Genomic DNA, 23,657 nt, shown 5'->3' with positions numbered 1-23,657 from the left:
CTCCGGGGAACAACCAGGATATGTGTTGCTGCTGCCGGCCTCATCGCGAGCAAGCTCGCTCCCACAGGGGAATGCGGTCAACTGTGGGAGCGAGCTTGCTCGCGATAGGGCCATCCGCTACAGCACAATACTCATGCCGTCATACGCCACTTCAACCTGACGCCGATCCAGTTCCGCGCGTTCTGGCGAGTCTTCATCGAGAATCGGGTTGGTGTTGTTGATGTGGATAAGTACTTTGCGCTGGTTGGGCAATTGCTCAAGCACTTCGAGCATGCCACCGGGGCCGTTCTGCGCCAGGTGTCCCATCTCGCGACCGGTGCGGGTGCCGACGCCGCGACGCTGCATTTCATCGTCATCCCACAACGTTCCATCGACCAGCAGGCAATCGCTGCCGGCCATGATTTCCAGAAGCCCTGCATCCACCTTGCCCAGGCCCGGTGCGTAGAACAGTTTGCCGCCGGTGTTGAGGTCTTCGACGATCAGGCCGATGTTGTCGCCCGGATGGGGGTCGAAGCGGTGTGGTGAGTACGGCGGCGCGGCACTGCGCAACGGCAGCGGGGTGAAGCGCAGGTTCGGGCATGCCGGTACGCTGAAGCTCTGGTCGAGTTCGATGCGATTCCAGGTCAGCCCGCCATTCCAGTGGTTGAGCATGGTGAACAGCGGAAATCCGGTGCTCAGGTCTTCATGGACCATGTCGGTGCACCAGACCTGATGCGGGCACCCTTCGCGCAACATGAGCAGGCCGGTGGTGTGGTCGATCTGGCTGTCCATCAGGATGATCGCGCCGATCCCGGTATCACGCAGGGCGCGGCCCGGCTGCATCGGGGCGAAGCCCTGGAGTTGGGCGCGGATGTCCGGGGAGGTGTTGCACAGCACCCAGTTCACGCCGTCATCGGAAATCGCGATGGACGATTGCGTCCGCGCCTTGGCCCGCAGGCTGCCGTCGCGAAAGCCCGCGCAGTTCACGCAGTTGCAGTTCCACTGGGGGAAGCCGCCGCCGGCAGCGGAACCTAGAATCTGGACAAACATGGACGCTCCATCATTTCAACGCTGAAAATAAAACGCCTCGGATAACCGAGGCGTTGTGCTGCATCTCTGCCAAAGCTGAGATTAGCGGCTTGCGAAGTACATGGTGACTTCAAAGCCAATACGCAGGTCGGTGTAAGCCGGTTTGGTCCAGGCCATAAATTGAACTCCTTCAGGTAGGGTAGGACAGCGCTATCTATAGGTATAGTCCACCTCAAATCAGAGAGGTTCCAGATAGTTAGGTTGCTATGTTACTCAAAATTTCAAAGAAATTGCCCGTGAAACTTTGAGAAAGCTCCTTGCAGCCCCGGTAATGATCATTTTGCCGCTTGCCATGGCGCACCCGGGGTAACGCTGTTGGCAAGGCACAGCCAGCCGCCTTCGGCCTGATTCAGGCGTTGGGCCGCAGCCAGTAGAACGCTCCGGTCAATGCGCACAATGGCCTCGTGCAGGTGCGTCAGATAATCCGACGAGCGGCCGGCCAGTTTGCCTTGCCAGAGCAATTCGGCCGCTTGAGCCGTGGTGAGCGCAGCGCTGCAAAACTGATCCGCCAGGGCCTGGCGTTGAGCATTGAAGGTGGTGTCGTCGAGTGCGTTGATCAGTTCCGGCAATCGATTCAGGAATTGCTCGATGTGTTGCAGCAGCTCCACAGGCGCAACGCTTGGCGATTGCACGCCGAACAGCATTCCGGTTTGCCCGTGAATCTGCCGCAGGGCGCTGAGCACCGCATAGCCGAGTTGCAACTCCACCCGCAGGCGTTGGTAGAACGGTGTCTGGCAGACATGCGCGAGCAAACGCCACGCGGCTTCGTCGGCCATTTCCTGGGTGGCTGCAGGACAGAACAGCAGCAACGCGTGCTCGCTGGAGGCGGTATCGACAGTGCTCCACAGATGCCGTGCAAGGATCGAAGAGGGCGGCGTCAGTTGATTGTCCGGCGTGCCGGGTATGCGACTCAAGGCCAGGCTCATAGCCGCTTGTGTCTGAGCCGATAACCCGATGGCCAGCCCATCCCATCGCGCACTCGACCAGAGTGGCTGCACGTCATCCGAGTTCGCGGTATGCCCAAGGCAGTGTTCGGGTAATGCCTTGAGCAGTTGTCGAATCGGTATTGGCGCAACGCTCGTCGATTCGGCTTGTGAGACAGCGGCGTCAGGTTTTGTCAGTTCTTTCAGCACATGCTCCAGGACGCTGGGCATCGGTTCCTGCAGCCCGTTCAGTTTGAGCAGCCATTCGTTGCCCGATGCACTGAAGGAAAATTCCACACCGGCCTGGTGCGCGTCTTCGCGCAACGGTTGCAGGTGGTTTTCCAGCCGTGATTGAAGGTGGCTACCGGGAGCCGAGTCCAGACGCCAGCGCAGATAAATCGCGCCTTCAGCACCGTTGTCTGGCCATGCCTGGCTGAATTGCATCGGCGAACGTTCACGACGGCTGCGCGAACGGTCCTGGGCAAAAGTGCGCAGGCCTCGGTGGGCGCTGGTCTGGCCGCGAATCAATCCGGCGTTGGCTGCCGGTGCTTCGGCGCACAAGAACGGGTTGGGTGTTGGCAGTTGCCATGGGCCGCTGAAGTTATCCACAGCGCCGATTTGTTGAAGGATTTGCTTGAGGGCGGTAACACCCGGCTCGGATAACCCGACTTCGCGTTGTTCGCTGTCCAGTCGGGCCAGTAGCAAGGCGCCGCTGACTTGCTGTTGGCGCTGGAGCAGGGTGGCGTACTCTTCGCGCAATCGGCTCCAGTCTTGCGCGGCAAAGAAACCGAGCCAATCCATCAAGCGTTCGCGGATGCCTGAAGCCGGGTCTGCGGTGGGCAGGGTGAATTCGATATGCAGCAAGGCTTGCCCGGCGAACTGGTACAGCGGCTGGGCTTTGAGGTGATCGGCCAGCCCGCGCTCGCGCAGTTCCGCCATTAAGCCACCGGGTTTTGCCAGGTTCAGCCAGTGGCACAGGAACGCCAACGCATCGGCAGAGAAATCTGGCTGCACTTCAAGGGCAAACAGCAGATCCAGGTGTCGCTCGCCAGCCTGTTGATAACTGTTGGTTGAGGCGTCCATCAGCGGTACTGGGGGTTGTTGAGTGGCTGTCTGGCCTTTGGCAATGACACTGCCAAAGGCTTCGGCCATTGCCTTCAACTCAACGAGACTCTGTGGCCCGGCCAGGCTCAAGGTCATTTGCCCGGTCTGGTAAAACCGCTGATAAAAATCCTGCAACGCCTGCTGAAACTCGGGTTGTTGCAGCGGCAGACTGTCGCGATTGCCGGCATGAAAACCCCGTAGTGGATGAGCCTCGGCCAGGCCATTGAACAGCGCAAATTGCTGCTGCGCCTTGGCATCCTGCGACCAGGCGACAAACTCTGCCTGCAGCACTTCCCGTTCCCGCTGCTGGTCGTCCGGATTCATACGCGGATGGGCGAGCATGTCTGACAAACGCTCCAGCCCACCGGCAAACGCTTGGGGCGGCAGTTCGAAAAAGTAGTCCGTGGTGCGTTCGCTGGTCCGCGCGTTTACCTGGCCGCCATGACTCTGGACGTAGGCCATCAACCCTTGCCCGGCGGGAAAACGCTCAGTGCCCAGAAACAGCAGATGCTCAAGAAAGTGCGCCAGACCGGGCCACGCCAGCGGCACATCATGGCTGCCCGCGGCCACCCGCAACGCTGCTGCGCAACGCTTCAAATTCGGGGCATGACGCAGCGTCACCTGCAGGCCATTGGCCAAGGTTTCAGTGTGGGGGCGAGGGTGATTCAGCGCGGGCATGGGCACTTCCAGAACAGTGAAGTGCCAATGCTAGCGGATTAGGACTTGTTCAGCTCGCCGTAAAGCTCGGGGCGGCGATCGAGGAGGTAGCGATTGGCGGCGCGGGATTCGACCATCAACTGACGATCCAGCTCGCCGACAATCAGCGATTCATCCAGTCCCGCCTGAGCGATGCGACTGCCATCCGGCGCAGCGATGCTGCTCTGGCCGCAGTAGTGGATGTCGCCTTCGTGCCCACAGTAATTGGCATAAGCCACGTAGCACTGGTTTTCGAAGGCGCGGGCGCGCACGGTGACATCGGCGACGAAATCGAACGGAATCATGTTCGCAGTCGGCACCAGGATCAGCTCGGCACCGGCCAGGGCCAGGCGTCGGGCGTTCTCCGGAAACTCCAGGTCGTAGCAGATCAGGAAACCGAGTTTCCAGCCGTTGAGTTCAACGATGGGAAACTCGTCGGAACCTGCGCTGAACATCGAGTGATCCAGATCGCCGAACAGATGGGTTTTGCGGTAGTTGCAGACGCGCTCGCCGTCAGAGCCGATCAACTGCACGGCGTTGTAGATTTGTCCGTCCTCGGTGCGCTCGGGATAGCCATACAAAATGGCGATCCCGGCAGCCTTGGCAATGCGCGCAACCTGCTGCGCCGACTCACCGTTGTACACCTCCGCCAGCACGCTGACGGCATCGACGCCGATGTTATAGCCAGTCAGGAACATCTCCGGCAGCACCAGCAGATCGGCGCCTTTTGCCTCCAGCGCAAGCTGCTGCAAGCGTTGCAGGTTGCCGGCGACATCCAGGGGCAGCGGCGGACATTGGTAAAGGGCTACGCGCATTTCGGATTCCTCTTACTCGGGCAGGGCGATCGGTCCAATCTCGTTGAACACATCTCCTGGACCCGGATTCTCGGCGTGAGTTGCACCGCCGAAATGTTTCATGATGCCCCACACTGCGTTGAGCGAGGTCTGTACCGCGCCCTCAACCCAGGCCGGCGTCCACGAAACGTCGTCGCCGGCAATAAAGATCCCGCGCTGCTCGGGCGGCATGTCGTCCTGCATGAAGTGGGCGTACATGCGCTGGTTGTAGCGGTAGTGGCCGGGCAGGGCGCCTTTGAATGCGCCGAGGAAATGCGGGTCGGCTTCCCAGGACACGGTAATCGGGTCGCCGATGATCCGCGCGGCGATGTCGACTTTCGGGTAGATCTTTTTCAGTGCATCCAGCGCCAGTTTCACGCGTTTTTCCACCGGTTGGGGCAGCATTTTCAGCGCATCGCTCATCCACGAGTACGACAGGCAGATCACTCCCGGCTTGTCGTCGCCGTTGTCGAACAGATAAGTGCCACGGGTCAAACGGTCGGTGAGGGTCATGCTCATCAGGTCGCGGCCGGTTTCCGGATCCTTGTCCTTCCAGAACGGGCGGTCGACCATCACGAAAGTCTTCGACGACTGCATGTAGCGGGTGCGGTCCAAAGCCATCCACATCTTTTGCGAGAACAAGGTTTCGTCGCATTCGATCTGGGTGGTCAGCAGCCAGCTCTGGCAGGTGGTCAGTACGGCCGCGTATTCGCGGGTGTCACCCCAGTTGTCGGTGACGGCGAAACGGCCGCCCGGCGCGTGGGCAATCTTCTTCACGCCGGTACGCGGTGCGCCGTTGTGCAGCGAGCTGAGACTGGTGCCGACCGGCCAATGCGCGCAACGCTCCGGCACATGGCGCCAGATGCCTTGTGGCACCTGTTCCACGCCGCCGACCACCAGGTGCTGGTGATCGTCGCAGTTAGTCATCACCACGCGGAAGATTTCCAGCATCGAGTTCGGGAAATCCGAATCCCAGCCGCCGGTGCCGAAACCGACTTGGCCGAACACTTCACGGTGATGGAACGAGAGCTTGGCGAACGCCTTGGACGTGGCGACGAAGTCGTAGAAGGTGCGGTCGTCCCACAGCGGCACCAGGGTGTTCCACAGCTCCTTGAGGCGCGGGACGTCGCGGTCGCGAATGGCTTGCTGGATATCGGAGAATTGCGAGCCGGCTTCCAGAGCATCGGCCCAGGCGTCAGCCACTTCCTGGAACAGTGCAGGAAGGTCCGACAGCTTCTGTGCGTAATGGGTCTGACCTTCGAGGTCGATCACCGTGCTGCCCGACGCGGGCGTTAGCGGGTTGGGGAAAGGTTTGGTTTCCAGGCCCAGTTTGTCGACGTAGTGATAGAACGCGGTTGACGACACCGGGAAGCGCATCCCGCCCAGTTCGGCAACGATGCCTTCGGCGCCATTGAATGCCTGGGAGCGCAGACGGCCACCCATTTTCGAAGCTTCGTAGACGACCGGTTTCAGGCCCAGCTTCATCAACTCATACGCCGCCACCAGGCCGGCGATCCCGCCGCCGACAATCGCCACTTCGGCACCGTGGTTGTGCTTGGGAATACTGCCCAGCCCGGCCGGGTGTTCGATCCAGTCGTCGAAGGCGAAAGGAAAGTCCGGGCCGAAAATGGTGACTGGTTTCTTACCGTCTGCAGGATGGCGATTGTTCTTGTTCATGGCTGACCTTGCTGGCGACCCGACGCGCAATGCGCATCTGAGTATAGGAAAAGATGCCAGCCATTCTAGAGAGCACGGAACACGTTAATAAGACGCAAAGTGTCGTCATTTTGCTATTTGTTTGATCAGTATGACGATCTATCAATACACACTGACCACTGTGGGAGCGGGCTTGCCCGCGAAGAGGCCAGCTCTGGCACCCAAAAAACTACAGGCAGAAACTCAAACCGGCTGCCCCCGATCAATCTTGCTGCTCAAGATGATCGAAGTCGTGGTCTTCTCCACCCCATCCACACTGCCAATCTGGTCCAGCAACTGATCCAGCTGCTCCGGCGAATCGGTGCGCAACCACGCCACATAATCAAATTCGCCACTCACCGCACACAACTGCTGCACTTGCGCCATCGCGCTCAGGCGCCGCAGCACCTCCTTGCCGGAGCGTGGTTGCACGGTGATCCCCACATACGCCTGCAACCCGCCGTCCACCACCCGCTGCCCGAGGCGAACACCGTAACCGGTGATCACCTTGGCCTTTTCCAGCCGCGCCAGGCGCGACGTCACTGTGGTGCGGGCAATGCCCAATTGCCGGGCGAGCATGGCCACGCTCTCGCGGGCGTTGATCTGCAGGGCGGCAATCAGTTGGCGGTCGATTTCATCGAGAACAGGCGTGCGAGTGTCAGGCAAAGGGTTATCTCCAGCGGCATGGATCAGTGCGCAAGCATGTTACAGGCAGTTTCTGCAGGACGCTCGCGACGGAGATTTGATCTAGCCTCAATCACCGTTCATGACATTTTTGCCTGCGACAAATTGCCATAAGTAACTAGGTAGTACATTATTCTGCTCTTGTCACAAATGGGGAAAATTTCCGACATGAACAATTCTGGGGCTGCCGCCGGCAGTAAATGGTTGCTGGCGGGGCTGGGTGTGCTGATTGCACTGATCGGGCTCGGCCTGGCCGGTGGCGGTGGTTATCTGATCGCGCTGGGTGGCAGTTGGTATTTCCTGCTGATGGGGCTGGCGATGCTGGCGTCCGGGTTGATGATTGCCTGGCGCAAGCCGCTCGGCGCCTGGCTGTATGGTGTGGCGTTGGCCCTCACTGCGATTTGGGCCGTTTGGGATGCGGGTCTTGAATACTGGCCGCTGGTCTCACGGATACTGACCTTTGCCGTGATCGGTCTGGTTGTGGCGCTGATCTATCCGACCCTGGTCCGTGCTTCGGGCGCGACCGGCGGGCGTGGCGCTTATGGTCTGGCTGGCATTTTGGGTGTCGCAGTCGTTGCGACGATGGCCTACATGTTCGTGCCGACCCACGTGGTCAAGGCCACCACCGAACCTGCGGTAACGCCGGTCACTCTGGGCACCGAACAGAAAGACTGGGCGCACTGGGGCAACACTACCGCCGGTAATCGCTTTGCGGCCCTGGACCAGATCAACAAGGGCAACATCGACAAATTGCAGGTCGCCTGGACCTTCCGCACCGGCGATATTCCGCAAAGCACCGGTGCCGGCGCCGAAGACCAGAACACTCCACTGCAAATCGGTGACACCGTCTACACCTGCACCGCCTACGGCAAAGTCTTCGCCCTGGATGCCGACACCGGCGCCCAGCGCTGGAAGTTCGACCCGCAAGGCACCGCGCCCAACTGGCAGCGTTGCCGTGGCCTGGGCTACTCCGAAACCCCGGTGTCTTCGGACAATCAGCCAACAGCCTGTACGAAACGTCTATTTCTGCCGACCGGCGATGCGCGCCTGATCGCCATCAACGCCGGCACCGGCAAGCCCTGCGAAGAGTTCGGCAACAAAGGCACCGTTGACCTGACCACTGACATGGGCGAAGTAAAGCCCGGTTACTACCAGCAAACCTCGACCCCATTGGTCGCTGGGGACGTGGTGATCGTCGGTGGTCGCGTGGCCGATAACTACTCCACCGGCGAACCACCGGGTGTAGTCCGCGCCTACGACGTACGTAGTGGTGAACTGGTATGGGCATGGGATCCGGGCAACCCGAACACCACCAAACGCCCACCTGCTGGCGAGACCTACACCCGTGGCACGCCGAACGTGTGGTCGGCCATGTCCTACGACGCCAGGCTCGGTCTGGTGTACCTGCCGACTGGCAACGCGACGCCAGACTTCTTCGGCGGCCAACGTACCGAGTTCGACGACAAGTGGAGCTCGTCCATCGTCGCTATCGATGTGAAGACCGGCCAGGTACGCTGGCACTTCCAGACCACTCACCACGACCTGTGGGACTTTGACCTGCCGGCACAGCCACTGCTGTACGACGTGCCGGACGACAAGGGCGGCACCCAGCCAGCCCTGGCGCAAGTCACCAAGCAGGGCGAGATCTTCCTGCTAAACCGCGAAACCGGCGTGCCTATCGCCCGCGTCGAAGAGCGCCCGGTGCCGCAAGGCAAGGTTCCCGGCGAACGCTACTCGCCAACCCAGCCGTTCTCGGTGGACATGCCGTCAATCGGCAACAAGACCCTGACTGAATCCGACATGTGGGGCGCCACGCCGTTTGACCAGTTGATGTGCCGCATCCAGTTCAAAGGCATGCGCCATGAAGGCGTCTACACCCCGCCGGGCATGGATCGCGCCCTGCAATTCCCCGGCTCGCTGGGCGGCATGAACTGGGGCAGCGTCTCGGTTGATCCGAACACCCACTACATGTTCGTCAACGACATGCGCCTGGGCCTGGCCAACTACATGATCCCGCGCGACAAGATCAAAGCCGGGGCCAGCGGTATCGAAATGGGCGTGGTACCGCAGGAAGGCACGCCGTTCGGCGCCATGCGCGAGCGCTTCCTCTCGGCGGTCGGCATTCCGTGCCAGAAACCACCGTTCGGCACCATGTCGGCCATCGACCTCAAGACCCACAAGCTGGTGTGGCAAGTCCCGGTCGGCACCGTGCAAGACACCGGCCCGCTGGGCATCCGCATGCACCTGCCGATCCCTATCGGCATGCCGACCCTCGGCGCGTCACTCGCCACCCAGTCGGGCCTGCTGTTCTTCGCTGGCACCCAGGACTTCTACCTGCGCGCCTTCGACACCGGCAACGGCAACGAAATCTGGAAGTCGCGTTTGCCAGTGGGCAGCCAGTCCGGTCCGATGACTTACGTATCGCCGAAAACCGGCAAGCAATACATCCTGCTGACGGTGGGTGGTGCGCGGCAGTCGACCGATCGTGGGGATTATGTGATTGCCTATGCTTTGCCCAAATAAGGTCTGATGTTCAGACAAGAAAAAGCCGCGCCATTGCGCGGCTTTTTCTTGCCTGAGAATTGTTACTTCCGCAAAGCGTTGTCGATGAGTTCGATCTGAAAGCGATACCGTGCGTTCACATGTTTGAGAAGCATTGCACCGATAGAGAATCCGAGGATCAGCGCGATCACCATTAGCACAATGGAGTTTCCTAGGTTTCCCGTCACAGGACCGGCCATCAAGGTCTGACTTAACCATGGGAAACCACCGAATGCCTTGGCGCAAACGTAGGCGGTACCTAACAGAGCCAGCCCTGCGGATTTTTCTCCAAAGAAATAGGCGACACGGGCTTCTGCGCGATTCACTTTGAGCTCGAGCCAATATCTTGCATTTGCCAAGGCTTTTTCATGATGGGATTTTAGTGTTTCGACAAAGGCGTTTTCATGCTCGATGTCGGCCAGCATGTTTCTCAAACTGATGGTTTTCCATCGGGCTAGAGTCCATGCCGACGCAAAGATTGGAGCCAACAGGGAGGCGAATGTAGATAGAGTGGATAACAGTATTAGAACGAGTGCGACGTTTTTCATCATATTTGGTAAGGGTGATTGGGACGTGTGCCAATAGGCCAGTAACGCTGCAATCCCGATCCCGACTGCACCAGCCAATAGAGCTCGATTGGCGAAGCGTGCCGCTCGCATTTCTATTCCTGTACGCCGAGAAGCTGCCTTTCGAGGTTCGCATTGACTTAAGTATTCAAGAACCTTGAAAGTCTCTTCGAGAGGGGGCTTCAGAAAATCCTTTTCCATACTGCTCATTTGATGTTCCTTTATCTTTGAGATGGACGAGTTGTCGCAAGAAAAGTACAGCAGAAGCGTCGCGAGGTGACGGAAATGACAAACAAGATGCCGCCCGCTGTACGGGATCATGCATGGCAGATTGCACATCACGAAATGGGGCACTACGTAGTGGCCCGCGCCTTGGGCTTTGCCACGGGCGGGGTAACCCTGACAGTGACCATGGACTTGAGGCATCAAGGAGGGGCATCCATCAACTTGGCGCGGTCAATTTCGTCGATGGAAACCATGAAGGAATACCTGGAAGCCCGGATGATGGTGCTAATGGCTGGCGCAATGGCGCAGACACTTCCTTCAAAACACTCAATCGGGAAACGCGTAGATAAGCCCAAAGCCACAGGCATCCTCAAAGGCGAGCAGGGCGCGGAACAGGATTACGCAAAAATCAGGGAGTTACAGCATCTGCTGCGCAACATTGCCTACCCCGATACCGATCCAGCGTCGTCTGAGCGAATAGCGGCGCAGCTTAAAGCGATGACTGATCGGCTGTGGGGCCGGACTCAAAAAATCATAGAGGATCAGGCCGAGACGATTGCCGAACTGGCTGGGGGGCTGGTGGACAACATGGTCATCGTGGAGCAGTGGGGCAGGCCGGCGGATACCTATGAGGTTGTGATGACGGGGCAGGTACTGGAACGGTTGCGGGCAGTGCAGGCCATCCCTTTGTTAAGTGGCTGGACTGACAGCAGCAGTGATGCAGTTCAGCGCTGAAAATAACGAAGGGTCAAAGAGGCTGGCTCTGTCAGTCCCCAAAAGGGAACGTTCGATCCCTTTTTGGGAATTTTCAGACTCTGTGATTATTCGTTGTTCTATTGATCTGCTTCCGCTCTCGTTTGAACAGGCCGCCGCGTCAGCACCTTCACCACATCATCAATCACCGCTTTGCTCATCGTCGTCAGGTAGTGCGCGGCCCAGGCGTGGCGGTCGGAGTCTTGGGTGTAGGCGGCATCTACGGTCAGGGACTTGGCGAGGAACAGCAGGTCGGAGGCTTGGGCCAGGGCGACTGCGATGGGGACGTCGCGGCAGACATGGAACAGGGGTTGATTCGAGAGATACAGGAAGGGTGTGAAGCCAGCGGTTTTGAGTTCTGAAGGATCAGACGAGATTGGTTTTGTCATGATGTAACTCCTTAATCCAAGGAGCTGCCACGTTCGTTTCCAAGCGAATGGGTGGCAGCTGTACGCAGGTTGGAAAACCGGGGATCAAGGAAACCGGCACGCCCGAGAGCGTCCCACGCACAGCTGCCATAACTCTTTTTCGCAGTCGTAAAAAACGACTGGAATCGTTGTAGGGGGGCTGTTGCGTTTTGATCCGACGGGTTTCCAAGCCCGATCGCTGAATGGTCAGCGACGTCCGAAGACTATCCCGTCAAAGAAAAGCGCAACAAGGCGGCAAAGTGCCAAAAAGCAAGATTCGGAGTTTGCCTACAAGGTCCTAGGGCGTCATCCGATAAAGCGAAACCTTAAGTAAACAAAACTAAACACTCAGGGAAAAAAGCTGCATATGAACGCGGCGTTTTAGTTTGACGTGCCTAGGTCGGTCGCACGCCCTCCCTTCAGAACCAGCACGATAATCAGGGCGTTCGTAAAATGGCTTGACTGTAAAACTTTTCTTGTGCGACAAGTGTCCACGTTTTATGGAATGTGGACAGTGGGGCTTTTTGAGTTCATGAAGAGTCAAGATATTTTGCTTCTTTTTAAAATGGCTAGCCTCCACGCGCAGGAGGAGAAGCTATTTGGAAGAATGGAATCGGAGTCAATGGCGGATTTATTTGAAACGCTACTGGAACCCGGTGTAAGCCCGTCAATGGTGGCTGGCGATCCGGTGGGGCGCGCATTGGCTGCTCACAATCCTGATCCTGAAGACACGGTTTATCGCGTGCAAGAGCTTGATACCCCCATGGGTGATGCAGACAGGTGGGAGGGGTGGTCAGGCGCGGTTCCGTCCCTCCCAGTGTCAAGCTGGAATGAAAGTTACTCCTTGCGCGCACTCTCGGCATCTCTTGGCCTGAGTAAAAGTGAGGTTTCGAATTCAATGGCACGGTGTCGTGAGGCGGGATTGCTCGCCAACGACTACGACACCTCTCTCCCGAAGGTGAACCGCCGAGAGCTCGTGAAAATCACGGAGCATGCCCTCAAATACTTTTACCCGGTAAAGCTAGGTGCAATTGTTCGCGGCATCCCCACCGGCTTTGCAGCGCCAGCGCTGTCCAAGAACCTCAAAAGTGCGGGTGGGCTCATACCAGTTTGGCCTGATGCGTTCGGGAGTGAGCGCGGTCAGGCGATTGAGCCGCTCTACAAAACCGTTCCAGACGCGGTGAAGAAGGACAGAACGCTTTATCACTACTTGGCGCTCGTTGATGCGATCCGCGTTGGCGGACCGAGAGAGTGCGCAGTAGCGGTCAGCATACTCAAGGCAGGGATGGGGCTGAAATAAGATGTCATCAAATGCTGACCACAATTACGAGCTGATCGAGTACGTGGCTGAAGGTCTGGGCAAGGAATTATTGACTGAAGTTGCCTTTGTTGGTGGATGCACGACGGCAATGCTGGTGACCGACACCGCTGTGATGGATGACATCCGGTTTACTGATGACGTCGACTTGGTAATCGAGTTGGCTGGTGTTAGTGCCTGGCAACGACTAACAGAACGCTTGGCGGCCAAAAAATTCAAAATCACAGGGGAAGACGAGGTTAACTGTCGATTTCGTTTCAACGATGTCATCGTAGATGTGATGCCTTCGGATCCGGCTGTTCTTGGTTATGCGAACCGTTGGTTCGTGGAAGGGCTCGCTCAAGCTGAGAGGTTCGCGCTACCCAGTGGTCTAGAGATACAGATCTTCAAGTCGACTTACTTTCTTGCTACGAAGTTGGAAGCCTTCAGCGGGCGCGGAGAAGGCGATCCTTATCACAAGGATGTCGAGGACATCGTTATTCTGATTGATGGGCGACCGGAACTGTTTGAGGAGGTTCGAGGGGCGGAAACTGAATTGCTGCAATTCATCGCCAAGGGCATTGGTCAGCTTATTCGGCTCAGCGGTATCGACTATGCAATTCAAAGCTCAGGCTCGGTTCGGGCAAACCCCTCTCGTGGCATGCTCATTCATCAGCGTATGAAGGATCTGAGCCTGCTCGCATGAGATACGAAATCAGATCGGTAAAAGGGCGAGCCCGAGAAGCCAACCATGATTGCGCTGGCGCGGTATTCGATGGCGTCAGGGGACTGTTTGTTGTCGTGGATGGCACTTCGCAGCCAGGTAGTGGCCAGTTGGCCCATGGATTTGTGCAAGCAGTGATGGATGCCTACCAGGCCCTTATCAATCAAGGTGTTGAAGATTCTACTCATGGTGTCGTCGAGCAGTTGCTAAGGTCTGTGCTTACAGACTTGCATTCCCCCCTTTTTGCTAAGCAGACCGGTACTACAAGCTACTTGGTCGGTGTTGCTTCTCATGGGCAGCTCACCCTTGCATATGAAGGTGACTGCTCATGTGGCTTTGCTGGCACGGAAGGTGGAATCGAGTGGTTCACACCACCGCATTGCAAGGCGAACTGGAGGCGTGACCGATCACATCGGGAGCTTGCGCTTGATCCGGCCCGCAATCTGATCACCCGTTGCTATAGGGCCAACCGTTCCCCGGATCCAGATTTTGTTTTCCGTTCAGTGGCTGCGGGCGAGCGCTTTGTGTTCGCTACGGATGGCTTTTGGGCGGAGCTGACCGATGCTCGACAGCATGACGCGCTTGCAGCTCCTGCCATTGAAATCACCGATGTAGACGATGATGTGACTTGGATTGATGTGAGGCTGTAAACATTGCGAGCTGGCCGGTTTTTTCATTGAAGGCGCGCCAGCTGCGTATGAAGTGGGTCGAAGGGCTTGAAATGGGGCTGAAGTTATTCCAACTGAAGAGTTTCAGTCGCTCCCGCCGACCAGACACGAAAAAGCCGCGCATTGCGCGGCTTTCTTGTTTGGTGGGCCCACACGGACTTGAACCGTGGACCAAAGGATTATGAGTCGCCGACTGATGCACCGAGGTCAGTAAAGTCTAGGCTAGGAAGGGAATGGGTACAATAGCTTTAACTGGTTGATTACACGCAGGTTTGGCTAGTTTTCGCGAGTTGGGTAATGCTGGGTACTGTACTGCTGCTGTACCTGTGCTTCCGCAAATTGCTTTCGACTCGCCTCCTGACAGGCTTATCAATAGCACCACTGGATGTGTTACATCCCCGCCTGAAAGTGGCCTGATCCCTGGCGCTGGTGCGGAATTGCATCCCTCTGATTACCCGGTTGCATTCGATCTAAACGTGGATTGAATTACATTTGACCACCAACCTTCGTGATCATGATCGGCAGAGAATTACCAATGCTGCTGGTACTGAAATTCAGCAATTGGCCGCATGCGGAGCTCGCCTGATAGGTTCGGTCAGTGATCAGTTGGCAGCGGTCCCATATTCTGCAACTATCTGCCACCTTCCTTCATAGGCGCAGCGCAGCATTCAACCGCACGCATCGCACCTAGCCGATTACAGACTGATCAGCCCAATGACCAATATCGTTTCACCTGGCCTCACAAACACCATCGAAGTTCCAAAATCGTCAGACACCACTTTGGCCGCTTTCATCTGGAAAAACGCTGAAGATCTATGGGGTGATTTTAAGCACACGGACTTCGGCAAGATTATCTTGCCGTTCACCCTCTTGCGCCGTCTCGAGTGCGTTCTCGAACCTACTCGCGATGTAGTTCGCGATGCCCATGCCAAATTCAAAGATAAGGGCCTAGATGTTGACCTAATCCTGCGCCAGACAGCGGGACTGCCTTTCTACAATACGTCGCAGTTTTCGCTGGCTACCTTGGGGGCCACGCGAACCAAATCCAACCTTGATGCCTACATCGCTGGGTTCTCTGACAACGCACGTATCATCTTCGAACAGTTCAAATTTACCGAGACTGTGGCAGCCCTAGCGCGCGCGGAGATATTGTTCAAGATTTGCCAAAACTTCTCCAACACCGACCTGCACCCCGACGTGGTGCCTGATCGGGTGATGTCCAACATCTACGAGCACCTTATCCGTAGGTTCGGCGCGGAGGTGAACGAGGCAGCAGAAGATTTCATGACGCCGCGCGATGTGGTCCACTTGGCCACAACGCTGCTGTTGGACCCCGATGACGAACTATTTCGCAATAACCTCGGTCTGATCCGCACTTTGTACGACCCTACCTGTGGCACAGGTGGCTTCCTCACCGACGCGATGAACCACGTCGATGGGTTCCGCGCCCAGGACAAGGTGCCGCCGATACTCATCCCGTATGGACAGGAGCTCGAACCCGAAACTCATGCTGTGGCACTGGCTAACATGCTGCTGCGCCGCCTGGAAACTGAGCCTGCCCGTGACTTGTCGGCCAATATAGCCGGGCCAAAATCTACGCTATCCAAGGATGATTTCGCCGGCAAACGCTTCCACTATTGCCTGTCCAATCCGCCTTTCGGCAAGAAATGGGAGAAGGACCAAGCCCATGTCTTACGCGAAGCTAAGGAGCTGGGCTTTACTGGCCGTTTTGGTGCCGGGACGCCTCGCGTGTCCGACGGCTCAATGCTCTTCCTCCAGCATTTGGTCGATAAACTCGAACGGCCCGAGAAGGGCGGCGGCCGCGCTGCCATCATCCTGTCGGGCTCCCCGCTGTTCACCGGCAACGCAGGCCAGGGTGAGACCGAGATACGCCGTTGGCTGCTGGAAAACGACTATATCGATGCCATCGTTGCGTTGCCCACCGACATATTCTTCCGCACGGGCATCAGCACCTACATCTGGATTTTGTCCAACAAGAAGCCTAAAGAGCGCGAGGGGAATGTCCAACTGATTGACGCCGCAGCTATTCACACGCCTATGCGCAAATCCGAAGGCAACAAGCGGCGCTTTATCAACGATGAGCAGATACAGCAGATCGCCCGCCTGTATGCCGATTACCAGAGTGGGGAGAACGTTCGCGTTGTGAACTACCGCGACTTTGGTTATCGCCGAATTAAGGTTCAACGCCCACTGAGACTGGTCGTCAAGGTCAGCGAAGAAGGTATCAACGCATTCCAGGCCAGCAAGGTGTTCGCAAAGCTAGATGAGCATGAGCAGACTGGCTGGGTGAGCCTGCTACGGGAACATCTCGGGCAGACGCACCCCTATGCCTGGTTTGACACGTTGGCCATCAAGGCGAACAAAGCAGGCCTTGGCAAGGCCGGAAAACCGCTCGCGACCGCCCTCGAGGCTGCGTTGGGCGTGCGCGATCCTGATGCTCCTGAAGTGCTGGACGCCTCCGGGAAATGCATGCCTGACAAGGAAGCCGAGGATTTCGAGATCGTGCCCCTGCATCAGGAGATCGACGAGTATATGGCTGCCGAAGTTTTGCCCCACGCCTCCGATGCTTGGGTGGACGCTAACTACACGGATGACAAAGACGGTCAGGTCGGAAAGGTCGGATACGAAATTAACTTTAACCGCTACTTTTACAAATACACTCTGCCGCGCGACCTTCACGAGATTGACGCGGAGCTGAAAGCTGTCGAGAAGGAAATTGCGGCTCTGTTGGATGAGGTGGCGGAGTGAGCTATCGAACTACAGGCACTGACTGGGTTGGTGATGTCCCTCGCCATTGGAACATCGTCCCTATCAAATGGGTGGTAAAGCTCCGAAAGGATCGAACACATTGCCTTCCCCAAGATTGGACGTATATAGGTCTAGAGGATGTTGAAGCGGAGACCGGCAAATATTCCCCGACTGCCGAATCGGCTAGAACGTCGGAAGATGGCATGTCCGGTATCTTTGATGCCAACGATGTCTTGTACGGTAAGCTACGACCCTACTTGAGGAAGTCAATCGTTGCCGATTTTACAGGCGCATGCTCTACGGAATTTCTTGTGCTTCGCCCGACGAGTGTGGTTCCTCGTTGGCTCCAAAGCTGGCTCTTATCTACGGAGATCACTCAGCGCATTGAGGCTAGCTGCGAAGGTGCCAAGATGCCCCGCGCTGGCTGGAGCAGCATTGGTTCACTTCCAATACCTGTTCCACCCAAAGAAGAACAGGAGCAAATCCTGTCCGTATTGGCCAGAATAACTTCCCGCATAGACACCCTGATCACCAAAAAGACCCGGTTCATCGAAATGCTGTGCGAGAAGCGCCATGCGTTGATCACCCATGCCGTAACAAAAGGGGTGGATGCCAAAGCGCCGATGAAGGACAGCGGAGTTGAGTGGCTGGGGAAGGTGCCCGCTCATTGGGACGTAGTTTCTCCTGCAGCACTGTTCACAGAGAGCAAGGAGAGAGCGCGGGACGGCGATCAAATGCTTTCTGCCACTCAAAAATATGGCGTAATCCCTTTGGCCGAGTTCGAGGCGCTCGAGCAGCGGCAAGTCACAAAGGCTTCGGCGAACCTTGAGATGCGCAAGCATGTCGAGATTGGCAATTTTGTAATCAGCATGCGAAGCATGGACGGTGGACTTGAACGGGCCCGAGCGATAGGTAGCGTTCGGTCGTCCTATTCGGTTCTGAGGGCTGGTCCATGTGTAGACGGGCGCTTCTTCGGAGCTCTTTTGAAATCTAGCCTCTATATCCAGGCACTCCGGCTGACCTCAAATTTCATTCGTGATGGGCAAGACCTAAATTTTAGTCACGTTAGGAAGGTCAAGCTTCCGAAACCGAGGCTTGATGAACAGGTCGCAATCGCAGACCACATCGAAGTTGGCACAGCTCGCATAGACACGCTGATTGCAAAGACTGAGCTCTCCATAGAACTGTTGCGTGAGCACCGCACCGCTCTCATTACGGCCGCCGTTACCGGCAAAATCGATCTACACGACGCCGCATAAAAGGACGATCATGACCGCTGCCCTGTCCGACACCTCCCACCAGGAACGCCACTTTGAGGCGTACATCGTCCAGCAACTGGTCGAGCGCGGCTGGCTGGTGGGCCAGTCATCTGGCTACGACCAGAACCATGCGCTGTACCCCGACGACCTGGTTGGATGGATCACGGACACCCAGCCCAACAAATGGGACAAACTGGTGGCCGCCAACGGTGAGAAGGCTACGGACACGCTTATGGCGCGTCTTGCCCAGGCCTTAGACAAGAGCGGCACAGTCCATGTTCTGCGCAGTGGTTTCAAGATCGCAGGCGCTGGCGAGATTACGCTTAGCGAAGGGCTGCCTGAAGACGAACGCGACCCCTCAGCTTGGGAGCGTTACAAGGCCAATCGCCTTCGCGTGGTGCCGCAACTCCACTACCGCCCCGGTAGCAATTTGGCCATTGATCTGGTGTTCTTCATCAACGGTCTGCCGGTGGCCACGGTGGAGATCAAGACGGACTTCACCCAGTCCGCAGACGCTGCCGTAGACCAGTACATGAACGATCGGCTGCCCAAAGATGCGGCCACCGGTCGCATCGAGGCCCTTCTGACCTTCAAGCGAGGTGCTGTCGTCCACTTCGCTATGTCCGACAGCGACATCCGAATGGCCACCAAACTGGCTGGCCCCGACACCTATTTCCTGCCCTTCAACGTGGGTCGGGACGGGCATGCGGGTAACCCGGAGCGGACAGATGGCGAGTACCCGGTCGCTTACTTCTGGGAGCAGGTCTGTGCGCCAGACAACTGGCTACGAATCTTCCACAGCTTCGTTTACACCGAGAAGAAGGATGTGGTGGATCTGGCCGGCAACCACCACCGCAAGGAAACGCAGATCTTCCCACGCTTTCACCAGTGGGACGCTGTCGTGAAGATGATCGCCGATGCTAAGGCTAACGGGCCTGGGCGGGCCTACTTGTGCGAGCACTCCGCAGGCTCAGGCAAGACCAGCACCATCGCCTGGACGGCCCACGACCTTATCCGGCTACGCACGCCCGATAAGGGTGAGCCCTACTTTCACTCTGTCATTGTCGTCACGGACCGGACCGTGCTGGACAAGCAGCTCCAAGACGCCGTGCAGCAGATCGATCACCAACACGATTTGATCTCCGCTATTGGTGAGAAGGACTCAGGCGAAAGCAAGTCCAAGGAGCTGGCGCGTGCCTTGGAGCGGCAGACGCCTATAATCGTCGTCACCATCCAAACCTTTCCCTATGCCATGGAACAGATCCTGACCAATGGGAAGCTCTCCGGCCGCAACTTCGCCGTCATCATCGACGAGGCGCATACCAGTCAAACGGGAAGCGCAGCCTCCAAGCTTCAGGCTACATTGGCAATACGCGATGCCAGAACAATGGAAGGCCTCACCGTCGAGGAGCTATTGGAGAAGATTCAATCCTCACGCGTACGCCCAAAGAACGTCAGCTACTTCGCATTTACCGCCACGCCCAAGCACGCGACAATGACCCTATTCGGGCGTCCAGCAGACCCGACGCGTCCGGCCGGCAAGGACAACCTGCCTCAGTCCTTCCACAAGTACCCCATGCGTCAGGCCATCGAGGAGCGCTTCATCCTCGATGTGTTGAAGGGCTACCTGCCCTACAAGACCGCGTTCAATCTGGCTGAGCCAGCTAAGGAAGGAAAACGTGTCGATGGCAAGGCGGCCAAGCGCGCCTTGGCCAAGTGGCTCAACCTCCACGCCACCAATGTCACCCAAAAGGTCGAATTCATCGTCGAGCACTTTGCTGCCAACGTTGCCTTTCTGTTGGGCGGCACGGCGAAGGCCATGATCGTCACCTCCTCACGTGCGTCTGCTGTGCGCTACAAGAAGGCCTTCGATGCGTACATCGAGGCCAACCCACAGCACAAGGCCTACCAGGCACTGGTCGCATTTTCTGGTTCGCTGACCAGCAAGGAAGTCGCTCATGCTTCCGACGAGCTACTGGCCAACGACGTGTTCGCAGCCGAAGACGACGAACAGTTCACCGAGAACAGTATGAACTCGCGCCAGTACGGCTCCGACCTTCGAAAGGTCTTCGAAAGACCCGAGTTCCGCGTGATGATCGTGGCCAACAAGTTCCAGACTGGGTTCGACCAGCCGAAGCTTTGCGCTATGTATCTGGACAAGAAAATTGCTAACCCTGTGGAAATCGTCCAAACATTATCGCGTCTGAACCGCATCGCTCCCGGTAAGGACACCACATTTGTGGTCGACTTCGTCAACGAGCCTCAGGCCATCGTTGATGCCTTCGCCAAATACGATGCAGGCGCCCGCATCGAGGAGGCTCAAGATCCGAACGTAATCTACGATCTCCAGTCGGACCTAGCTAAGGCTATGATCTACTCGGAAGATGAGGTCAAGGCCTACACCGCCGTGCGCTTTAAGTCGGCCCAGGCCTATGCCGCAGGCGAGCAATCTCAACATAAGGCACTCTACGCCGCCACCAGTGCTCCCACCATGCGGTTCAACGGCAAAGTTGCTGCCGAGCGCGTCGCAATTGAAAAGGCAGAAGCTACCTTTGAAGTGGCCAAGCAGCAGGGCAACGAGGTAGGTATGAAGGCTGCCGACGCCATGCGCGCCACGCATTCCGAACAGCTCAAGGCGCTTATGGACTTCAAGTCCGGGCTGACCCGCTTCGGCTCTCTGTACACCTATATCGCCCAGACCATCGACTTAGGCGACCCCAGCCTAGAAGGGTTCGCTAGCTTTGCCCGCCTGCTTTCCAAACGGCTTGATGGGGTGCCCCCTGACCAGGTGGACATGTCCGCCTTGGTACTGACAGGATTCGACATAAAGCCTAAGGATCTGCCCAGTGAGGGGGAAATGGCGTCTGATGTCGTCCTAAAACCAGTTGGCCCCGGCGGCGGTGGGCAAGCGGCCATCCTAGTCTACCTGCGCGAGGTGATCGCACGCTTGAATTCTATATTCGGCGAAGCGAGCCCTCTCGGCGACAAGGTTGCCTTTGTCAACCATATCGTGAACATCGCCCGTGAGGACGTCCATACGATGGCGCAGGTTGCCAACAACCCACGCGATGTGGCAATGAACGGCAACATCAATGGGACTGTCCAAGCTGGCGTCGTGCGAGCCATGACGTCGCACTCGAACTTGGCGGAGCATGTCATGAAGCACGATCAGCAAGCGATGGCGCCGCTCGTGAACCTAGTCTATGAATTGCTCAAAGCAGGTAAGAATATAGACCTCAGCAATTTGGGCGAATGACGTTGTGACCTACGCCGAAATAGTCGCAGCTTTGATTGCCTTGCGCGCACCTGCTGTCGTCAGTCCCCTCGATCGCATCCGTGCTTAAAACTTACCTGAGATCGGCGTCAGCTAGGGTCGATAGCTACCTCTCATTAGAGTTGGCTATCGACTTATATCAGCATATTTAGAACGATCAGTTCGATGCATATCGAAGGCAACCCTTGTTTCAGCGCCCCATTGTTGAACACTGGCAGCTAGGATGCGGGGCACGAACAACTCTATGGTGGTGATCGCGAGAAAGGACGATTAGCAACGCCGTCCGGCATAAACGGGTGAAGGAGCTGTTGAAAGGTGGGAATATGCATCCTTGCCACCGCCCGGCACGCGGCCTGCGCCACAAATATCCTGCTGCGTAAAAAAGCCTTTTAATCCCCAGAAGCCTATTCGCCGTCAGGCTTTTTCTTCTCATCGATCATCTCGTTGTACCTGCCTACTTGGAGCTGCATTAACTGATTGGGCAAAGTCAGAGAGATGATGAAGGCTAGGGTAGCGAGCGCTAGATAGATCCTCTCAATCCAGACAAGAATGTCGGCACAATCTTTGCTTTTATCCAGAAGATTGGCGGTAAATACCATCCCTAACACTATGAGATAAAGCATAAACAACCATTTATAGCGGATTATTCGGTTGACGAAGGTAGTCTTCTTCGACGCAGCTTCACGCCAAATCTTTGCCGTGGGCTTTGGTTCGATGAGCAACGTGAGAACGGTCATTAGGAAGCCGGCAAGAATCGAGAATACGTCAGTAATCATTGATCTGGCGTCGTCACTTTCATGAATCAACGGCTGTCCATGCCATCCACACCAAACGCTAACGGTAGCCGCACCAAGGAAGAAGAAGAGCCGACGCCAATCAATACTCATCATTGCTCCAGTAATTTCTGCTTCTTAAGTTGCCCGAAGTACTTAATCATTTCGTCCCATATCTGCACATGATCTAAGGAAGTACCATGCTTCTCAACGGAGATAGTGGAGTGTAGCTTGACATCGTCACTAGTAATTGGCGTTCCATCTCGCGTGATGATAGTGAAGCTGTCAACAGGAGAATCATCATCAGCCAGCACTTCGTTCGCCAAGTCTGTGATCGTATCCTTAGACTCAACAGTTGCCCTGGAGTTGCCATCTAAGCCAATTTCCAGCGCGACCGTCATGTCCTCCAAAGATTTTTCCTGGGACCGATTTGGATCTTTTCCGATTAGAGCTATCACCTCATCACCGACAGACGATAGAACCCCGCCGAACCATCCTCTATTTTCCTTCGGCAGACTCAATTTGTAGGCATTGACGTTCAAACGGATAGATTTCGCACCCTGCGCGTTTAGAATCGCGACTTTGTCTATATTGCTAGAGGGATGAAATTTTATAGGTTCAAGGTCGTATTTTTGGGCCTTGATTAGCATAAAAACGTAGCCCGCACATTTTTGATGCGTCAGCCCATGTCCACAGAACAGAACATTATGTTTGTTGATCAAGACATAACATTCGCCAGTCTTGAACTCCTTCCCTGCTGGCGCCCCGAGACTCCCTTCTGTGTCGAGCTTGCCAGCCGCTTTGGGAGTTAGCGTAGAGCTCTGCGTTCCTGGAGCGTAACGCGAAAAGTGATAGAGTCTTCCCACGGGGGAATCTTTAAACCGCTGGATACGCACCACGTCTTCGAAAAGCTGAATTTCGCTCTGGCCAATACTGAGAGCGTCTGAAATGTCGATCAAGGCTTCACTGAAGTCTACAAGGCCGCCGGCCAGATTCTTCACCCTGAAACAGTAGATACGCTTTGAAACACGACTCATATTCACACCCTGCGAACGAAATTGATGGCGGATGTCAAATAGAGGGTAGCCCTTACAAGCGGCCTGAGCGAGGTTCGGGCCTAGTAGCGAGGGGCATACATCCATTTGCACCCACTTCGCACCCACAAAAGATTCTGTGAGGCAAAAACTGGTAAGTCATTGATTTTTATGATTTCCAAGCTAGGTTCGAACTGCCAACCTTTTCCTAAGGGAAGTAAGTCCGCTAATTCTAGACTCAGTCCAGTCTAGCGTACGACGACCAGCTATAGATAGCATAATGGCGACTCGCCATTTTTTGCGAATGAGGAACGATCCAAATTGTTATTGATAGCTTCGGATGGGCATGTGGCGTTGACTTAAC

General features: G+C 56.6%; 18 protein-coding genes. 8 read left to right on the top strand and 10 right to left on the bottom strand.

Annotation, left to right across the window (positions count from 1 at the left end):
• Nucleotides 1-117: 117 nt before the first annotated feature.
• The 6 genes from pqqB to KGB29_RS08930 form a co-directional block, all read right to left on the bottom strand.
• Complete coding sequence (gene pqqB, locus KGB29_RS08955; RefSeq protein ID WP_102670857.1) at nucleotides 118-1,029, bottom strand: pyrroloquinoline quinone biosynthesis protein PqqB; 912 nt, start codon at nucleotides 1,027-1,029, stop codon at nucleotides 118-120.
• 81 nt (nucleotides 1,030-1,110) lie between these two features.
• Nucleotides 1,111-1,185 (bottom strand): pyrroloquinoline quinone precursor peptide PqqA, encoded by a 75-nt coding sequence (gene pqqA, locus KGB29_RS08950; RefSeq protein ID WP_003444522.1) that lies wholly within the window; start codon nucleotides 1,183-1,185, stop codon nucleotides 1,111-1,113.
• 158 nt (nucleotides 1,186-1,343) lie between these two features.
• Nucleotides 1,344-3,773, bottom strand: a complete 2,430-nt coding sequence (pqqF, locus tag KGB29_RS08945; protein WP_150814009.1) for a pyrroloquinoline quinone biosynthesis protein PqqF — start codon at nucleotides 3,771-3,773, stop codon at nucleotides 1,344-1,346.
• 38 nt (nucleotides 3,774-3,811) lie between these two features.
• A complete protein-coding gene (locus KGB29_RS08940; protein WP_150814008.1) occupies nucleotides 3,812-4,606 on the bottom strand; it encodes a carbon-nitrogen hydrolase family protein in 795 nt (264 codons plus the stop codon).
• A 12-nt stretch (nucleotides 4,607-4,618) separates the two neighbouring features.
• Entirely contained in the window at nucleotides 4,619-6,301 is a 1,683-nt protein-coding gene (locus KGB29_RS08935; protein WP_150814007.1) for a flavin monoamine oxidase family protein, read from the bottom strand.
• A 222-nt stretch (nucleotides 6,302-6,523) separates the two neighbouring features.
• Nucleotides 6,524-6,985 (bottom strand): Lrp/AsnC family transcriptional regulator, encoded by a 462-nt coding sequence (locus KGB29_RS08930; protein ID WP_046039454.1) that lies wholly within the window; start codon nucleotides 6,983-6,985, stop codon nucleotides 6,524-6,526.
• A gap of 186 nt (nucleotides 6,986-7,171) precedes the next feature.
• Between KGB29_RS08930 and KGB29_RS08925 the strand changes: the two genes are divergently transcribed.
• Nucleotides 7,172-9,526, top strand: coding sequence for a glucose/quinate/shikimate family membrane-bound PQQ-dependent dehydrogenase (locus KGB29_RS08925; RefSeq protein WP_150814006.1), 2,355 nt, complete (start codon nucleotides 7,172-7,174; stop codon nucleotides 9,524-9,526).
• 62 nt (nucleotides 9,527-9,588) lie between these two features.
• Here KGB29_RS08925 and KGB29_RS08920 read toward each other — a convergent pair whose 3' ends face one another.
• A complete protein-coding gene (locus KGB29_RS08920; protein WP_150814005.1) occupies nucleotides 9,589-10,320 on the bottom strand; it encodes a hypothetical protein in 732 nt (243 codons plus the stop codon).
• A 75-nt stretch (nucleotides 10,321-10,395) separates the two neighbouring features.
• Here KGB29_RS08920 and KGB29_RS08915 point away from each other — a divergent pair, with 75 nt between their 5' ends.
• Nucleotides 10,396-11,070, top strand: a complete 675-nt coding sequence (locus tag KGB29_RS08915) for a peptidase M41 (protein WP_150814004.1) — start codon at nucleotides 10,396-10,398, stop codon at nucleotides 11,068-11,070.
• 98 nt (nucleotides 11,071-11,168) lie between these two features.
• Here the strand turns inward: KGB29_RS08915 and KGB29_RS08910 are convergent, their stop codons facing one another.
• Nucleotides 11,169-11,477: a DUF3077 domain-containing protein gene (locus tag KGB29_RS08910; protein WP_150814003.1), complete on the bottom strand. Its 309-nt coding sequence runs from the start codon at nucleotides 11,475-11,477 to the stop codon at nucleotides 11,169-11,171.
• 523 nt (nucleotides 11,478-12,000) lie between these two features.
• Between KGB29_RS08910 and KGB29_RS08905 the strand changes: the two genes are divergently transcribed.
• The 6 genes from KGB29_RS08905 to KGB29_RS08880 all read left to right on the top strand — a co-directional run bounded on the left by KGB29_RS08905 (nucleotide 12,001) and on the right by KGB29_RS08880 (nucleotide 21,468).
• Nucleotides 12,001-12,795, top strand: a complete 795-nt coding sequence (locus KGB29_RS08905) for a MarR family transcriptional regulator (RefSeq protein WP_371319479.1) — start codon at nucleotides 12,001-12,003, stop codon at nucleotides 12,793-12,795.
• A gap of 1 nt (nucleotide 12,796) precedes the next feature.
• Nucleotides 12,797-13,498 (top strand): hypothetical protein, encoded by a 702-nt coding sequence (locus KGB29_RS08900; RefSeq protein ID WP_150814002.1) that lies wholly within the window; start codon nucleotides 12,797-12,799, stop codon nucleotides 13,496-13,498.
• Nucleotides 13,495-14,166, top strand: coding sequence for a PP2C family protein-serine/threonine phosphatase (locus KGB29_RS08895; protein ID WP_150814001.1), 672 nt, complete (start codon nucleotides 13,495-13,497; stop codon nucleotides 14,164-14,166). The genes KGB29_RS08900 and KGB29_RS08895 overlap by 4 nt, the downstream gene beginning before the upstream one ends.
• Before the next feature lie 732 nt (nucleotides 14,167-14,898).
• Nucleotides 14,899-16,953, top strand: a complete 2,055-nt coding sequence (locus tag KGB29_RS08890) for a class I SAM-dependent DNA methyltransferase (protein WP_223616397.1) — start codon at nucleotides 14,899-14,901, stop codon at nucleotides 16,951-16,953.
• 203 nt (nucleotides 16,954-17,156) lie between these two features.
• Nucleotides 17,157-18,212, top strand: a complete 1,056-nt coding sequence (locus KGB29_RS08885) for a restriction endonuclease subunit S (protein WP_223616396.1) — start codon at nucleotides 17,157-17,159, stop codon at nucleotides 18,210-18,212.
• Nucleotides 18,213-18,234: 22 nt separating this feature from the next.
• Entirely contained in the window at nucleotides 18,235-21,468 is a 3,234-nt protein-coding gene (locus KGB29_RS08880; protein WP_317851347.1) for a type I restriction endonuclease subunit R, read from the top strand.
• Between the two features lie 422 nt (nucleotides 21,469-21,890).
• Here KGB29_RS08880 and KGB29_RS08875 read toward each other — a convergent pair whose 3' ends face one another.
• Both KGB29_RS08875 and KGB29_RS08870 read right to left on the bottom strand, forming a co-directional pair.
• A complete protein-coding gene (locus KGB29_RS08875) occupies nucleotides 21,891-22,373 on the bottom strand; it encodes a hypothetical protein (RefSeq protein ID WP_223616394.1) in 483 nt (160 codons plus the stop codon).
• Nucleotides 22,373-23,296, bottom strand: coding sequence for a hypothetical protein (locus KGB29_RS08870; protein WP_223616393.1), 924 nt, complete (start codon nucleotides 23,294-23,296; stop codon nucleotides 22,373-22,375). Before KGB29_RS08870 ends, KGB29_RS08875 begins: the two co-directional genes overlap by 1 nt.
• Nucleotides 23,297-23,657 lie beyond the last annotated feature (361 nt).

Origin of the sequence: Pseudomonas sp. BF-B-30, from assembly GCF_019956305.1 — a bacterium.
GTDB classification, from domain to species: Bacteria; Pseudomonadota; Gammaproteobacteria; order Pseudomonadales; family Pseudomonadaceae; genus Aquipseudomonas; species Aquipseudomonas jessenii.
This window is presented reverse-complemented; position numbering and strand designations above follow the sequence as displayed.

What these genes read in the sequence shown, in the direction of transcription:
- KGB29_RS08890 (WP_223616397.1), top strand. Translation starts at nt 14,899, where the DNA reads ATGACCAATATCGTTTCACCTGGCCTCACAAACACCATCGAAGTTCCA.
- KGB29_RS08920 (WP_150814005.1), bottom strand. Translation starts at nt 10,320, where the DNA reads ATGAGCAGTATGGAAAAGGATTTTCTGAAGCCCCCTCTCGAAGAGACT.
- KGB29_RS08895 (WP_150814001.1), top strand. Translation starts at nt 13,495, where the DNA reads ATGAGATACGAAATCAGATCGGTAAAAGGGCGAGCCCGAGAAGCCAAC.
- KGB29_RS08940 (WP_150814008.1), bottom strand. Translation starts at nt 4,606, where the DNA reads ATGCGCGTAGCCCTTTACCAATGTCCGCCGCTGCCCCTGGATGTCGCC.
- pqqF (WP_150814009.1), bottom strand. Translation starts at nt 3,773, where the DNA reads ATGCCCGCGCTGAATCACCCTCGCCCCCACACTGAAACCTTGGCCAAT.
- KGB29_RS08885 (WP_223616396.1), top strand. Translation starts at nt 17,157, where the DNA reads ATGTCCGGTATCTTTGATGCCAACGATGTCTTGTACGGTAAGCTACGA.
- KGB29_RS08900 (WP_150814002.1), top strand. Translation starts at nt 12,797, where the DNA reads ATGTCATCAAATGCTGACCACAATTACGAGCTGATCGAGTACGTGGCT.
- KGB29_RS08935 (WP_150814007.1), bottom strand. Translation starts at nt 6,301, where the DNA reads ATGAACAAGAACAATCGCCATCCTGCAGACGGTAAGAAACCAGTCACC.
- KGB29_RS08915 (WP_150814004.1), top strand. Translation starts at nt 10,396, where the DNA reads ATGACAAACAAGATGCCGCCCGCTGTACGGGATCATGCATGGCAGATT.
- KGB29_RS08910 (WP_150814003.1), bottom strand. Translation starts at nt 11,477, where the DNA reads ATGACAAAACCAATCTCGTCTGATCCTTCAGAACTCAAAACCGCTGGC.
- pqqB (WP_102670857.1), bottom strand. Translation starts at nt 1,029, where the DNA reads ATGTTTGTCCAGATTCTAGGTTCCGCTGCCGGCGGCGGCTTCCCCCAG.
- KGB29_RS08925 (WP_150814006.1), top strand. Translation starts at nt 7,172, where the DNA reads ATGAACAATTCTGGGGCTGCCGCCGGCAGTAAATGGTTGCTGGCGGGG.
- KGB29_RS08875 (WP_223616394.1), bottom strand. Translation starts at nt 22,373, where the DNA reads ATGAGTATTGATTGGCGTCGGCTCTTCTTCTTCCTTGGTGCGGCTACC.
- KGB29_RS08905 (WP_371319479.1), top strand. Translation starts at nt 12,001, where the DNA reads ATGTGGACAGTGGGGCTTTTTGAGTTCATGAAGAGTCAAGATATTTTG.
- KGB29_RS08870 (WP_223616393.1), bottom strand. Translation starts at nt 23,296, where the DNA reads ATGAGTCGTGTTTCAAAGCGTATCTACTGTTTCAGGGTGAAGAATCTG.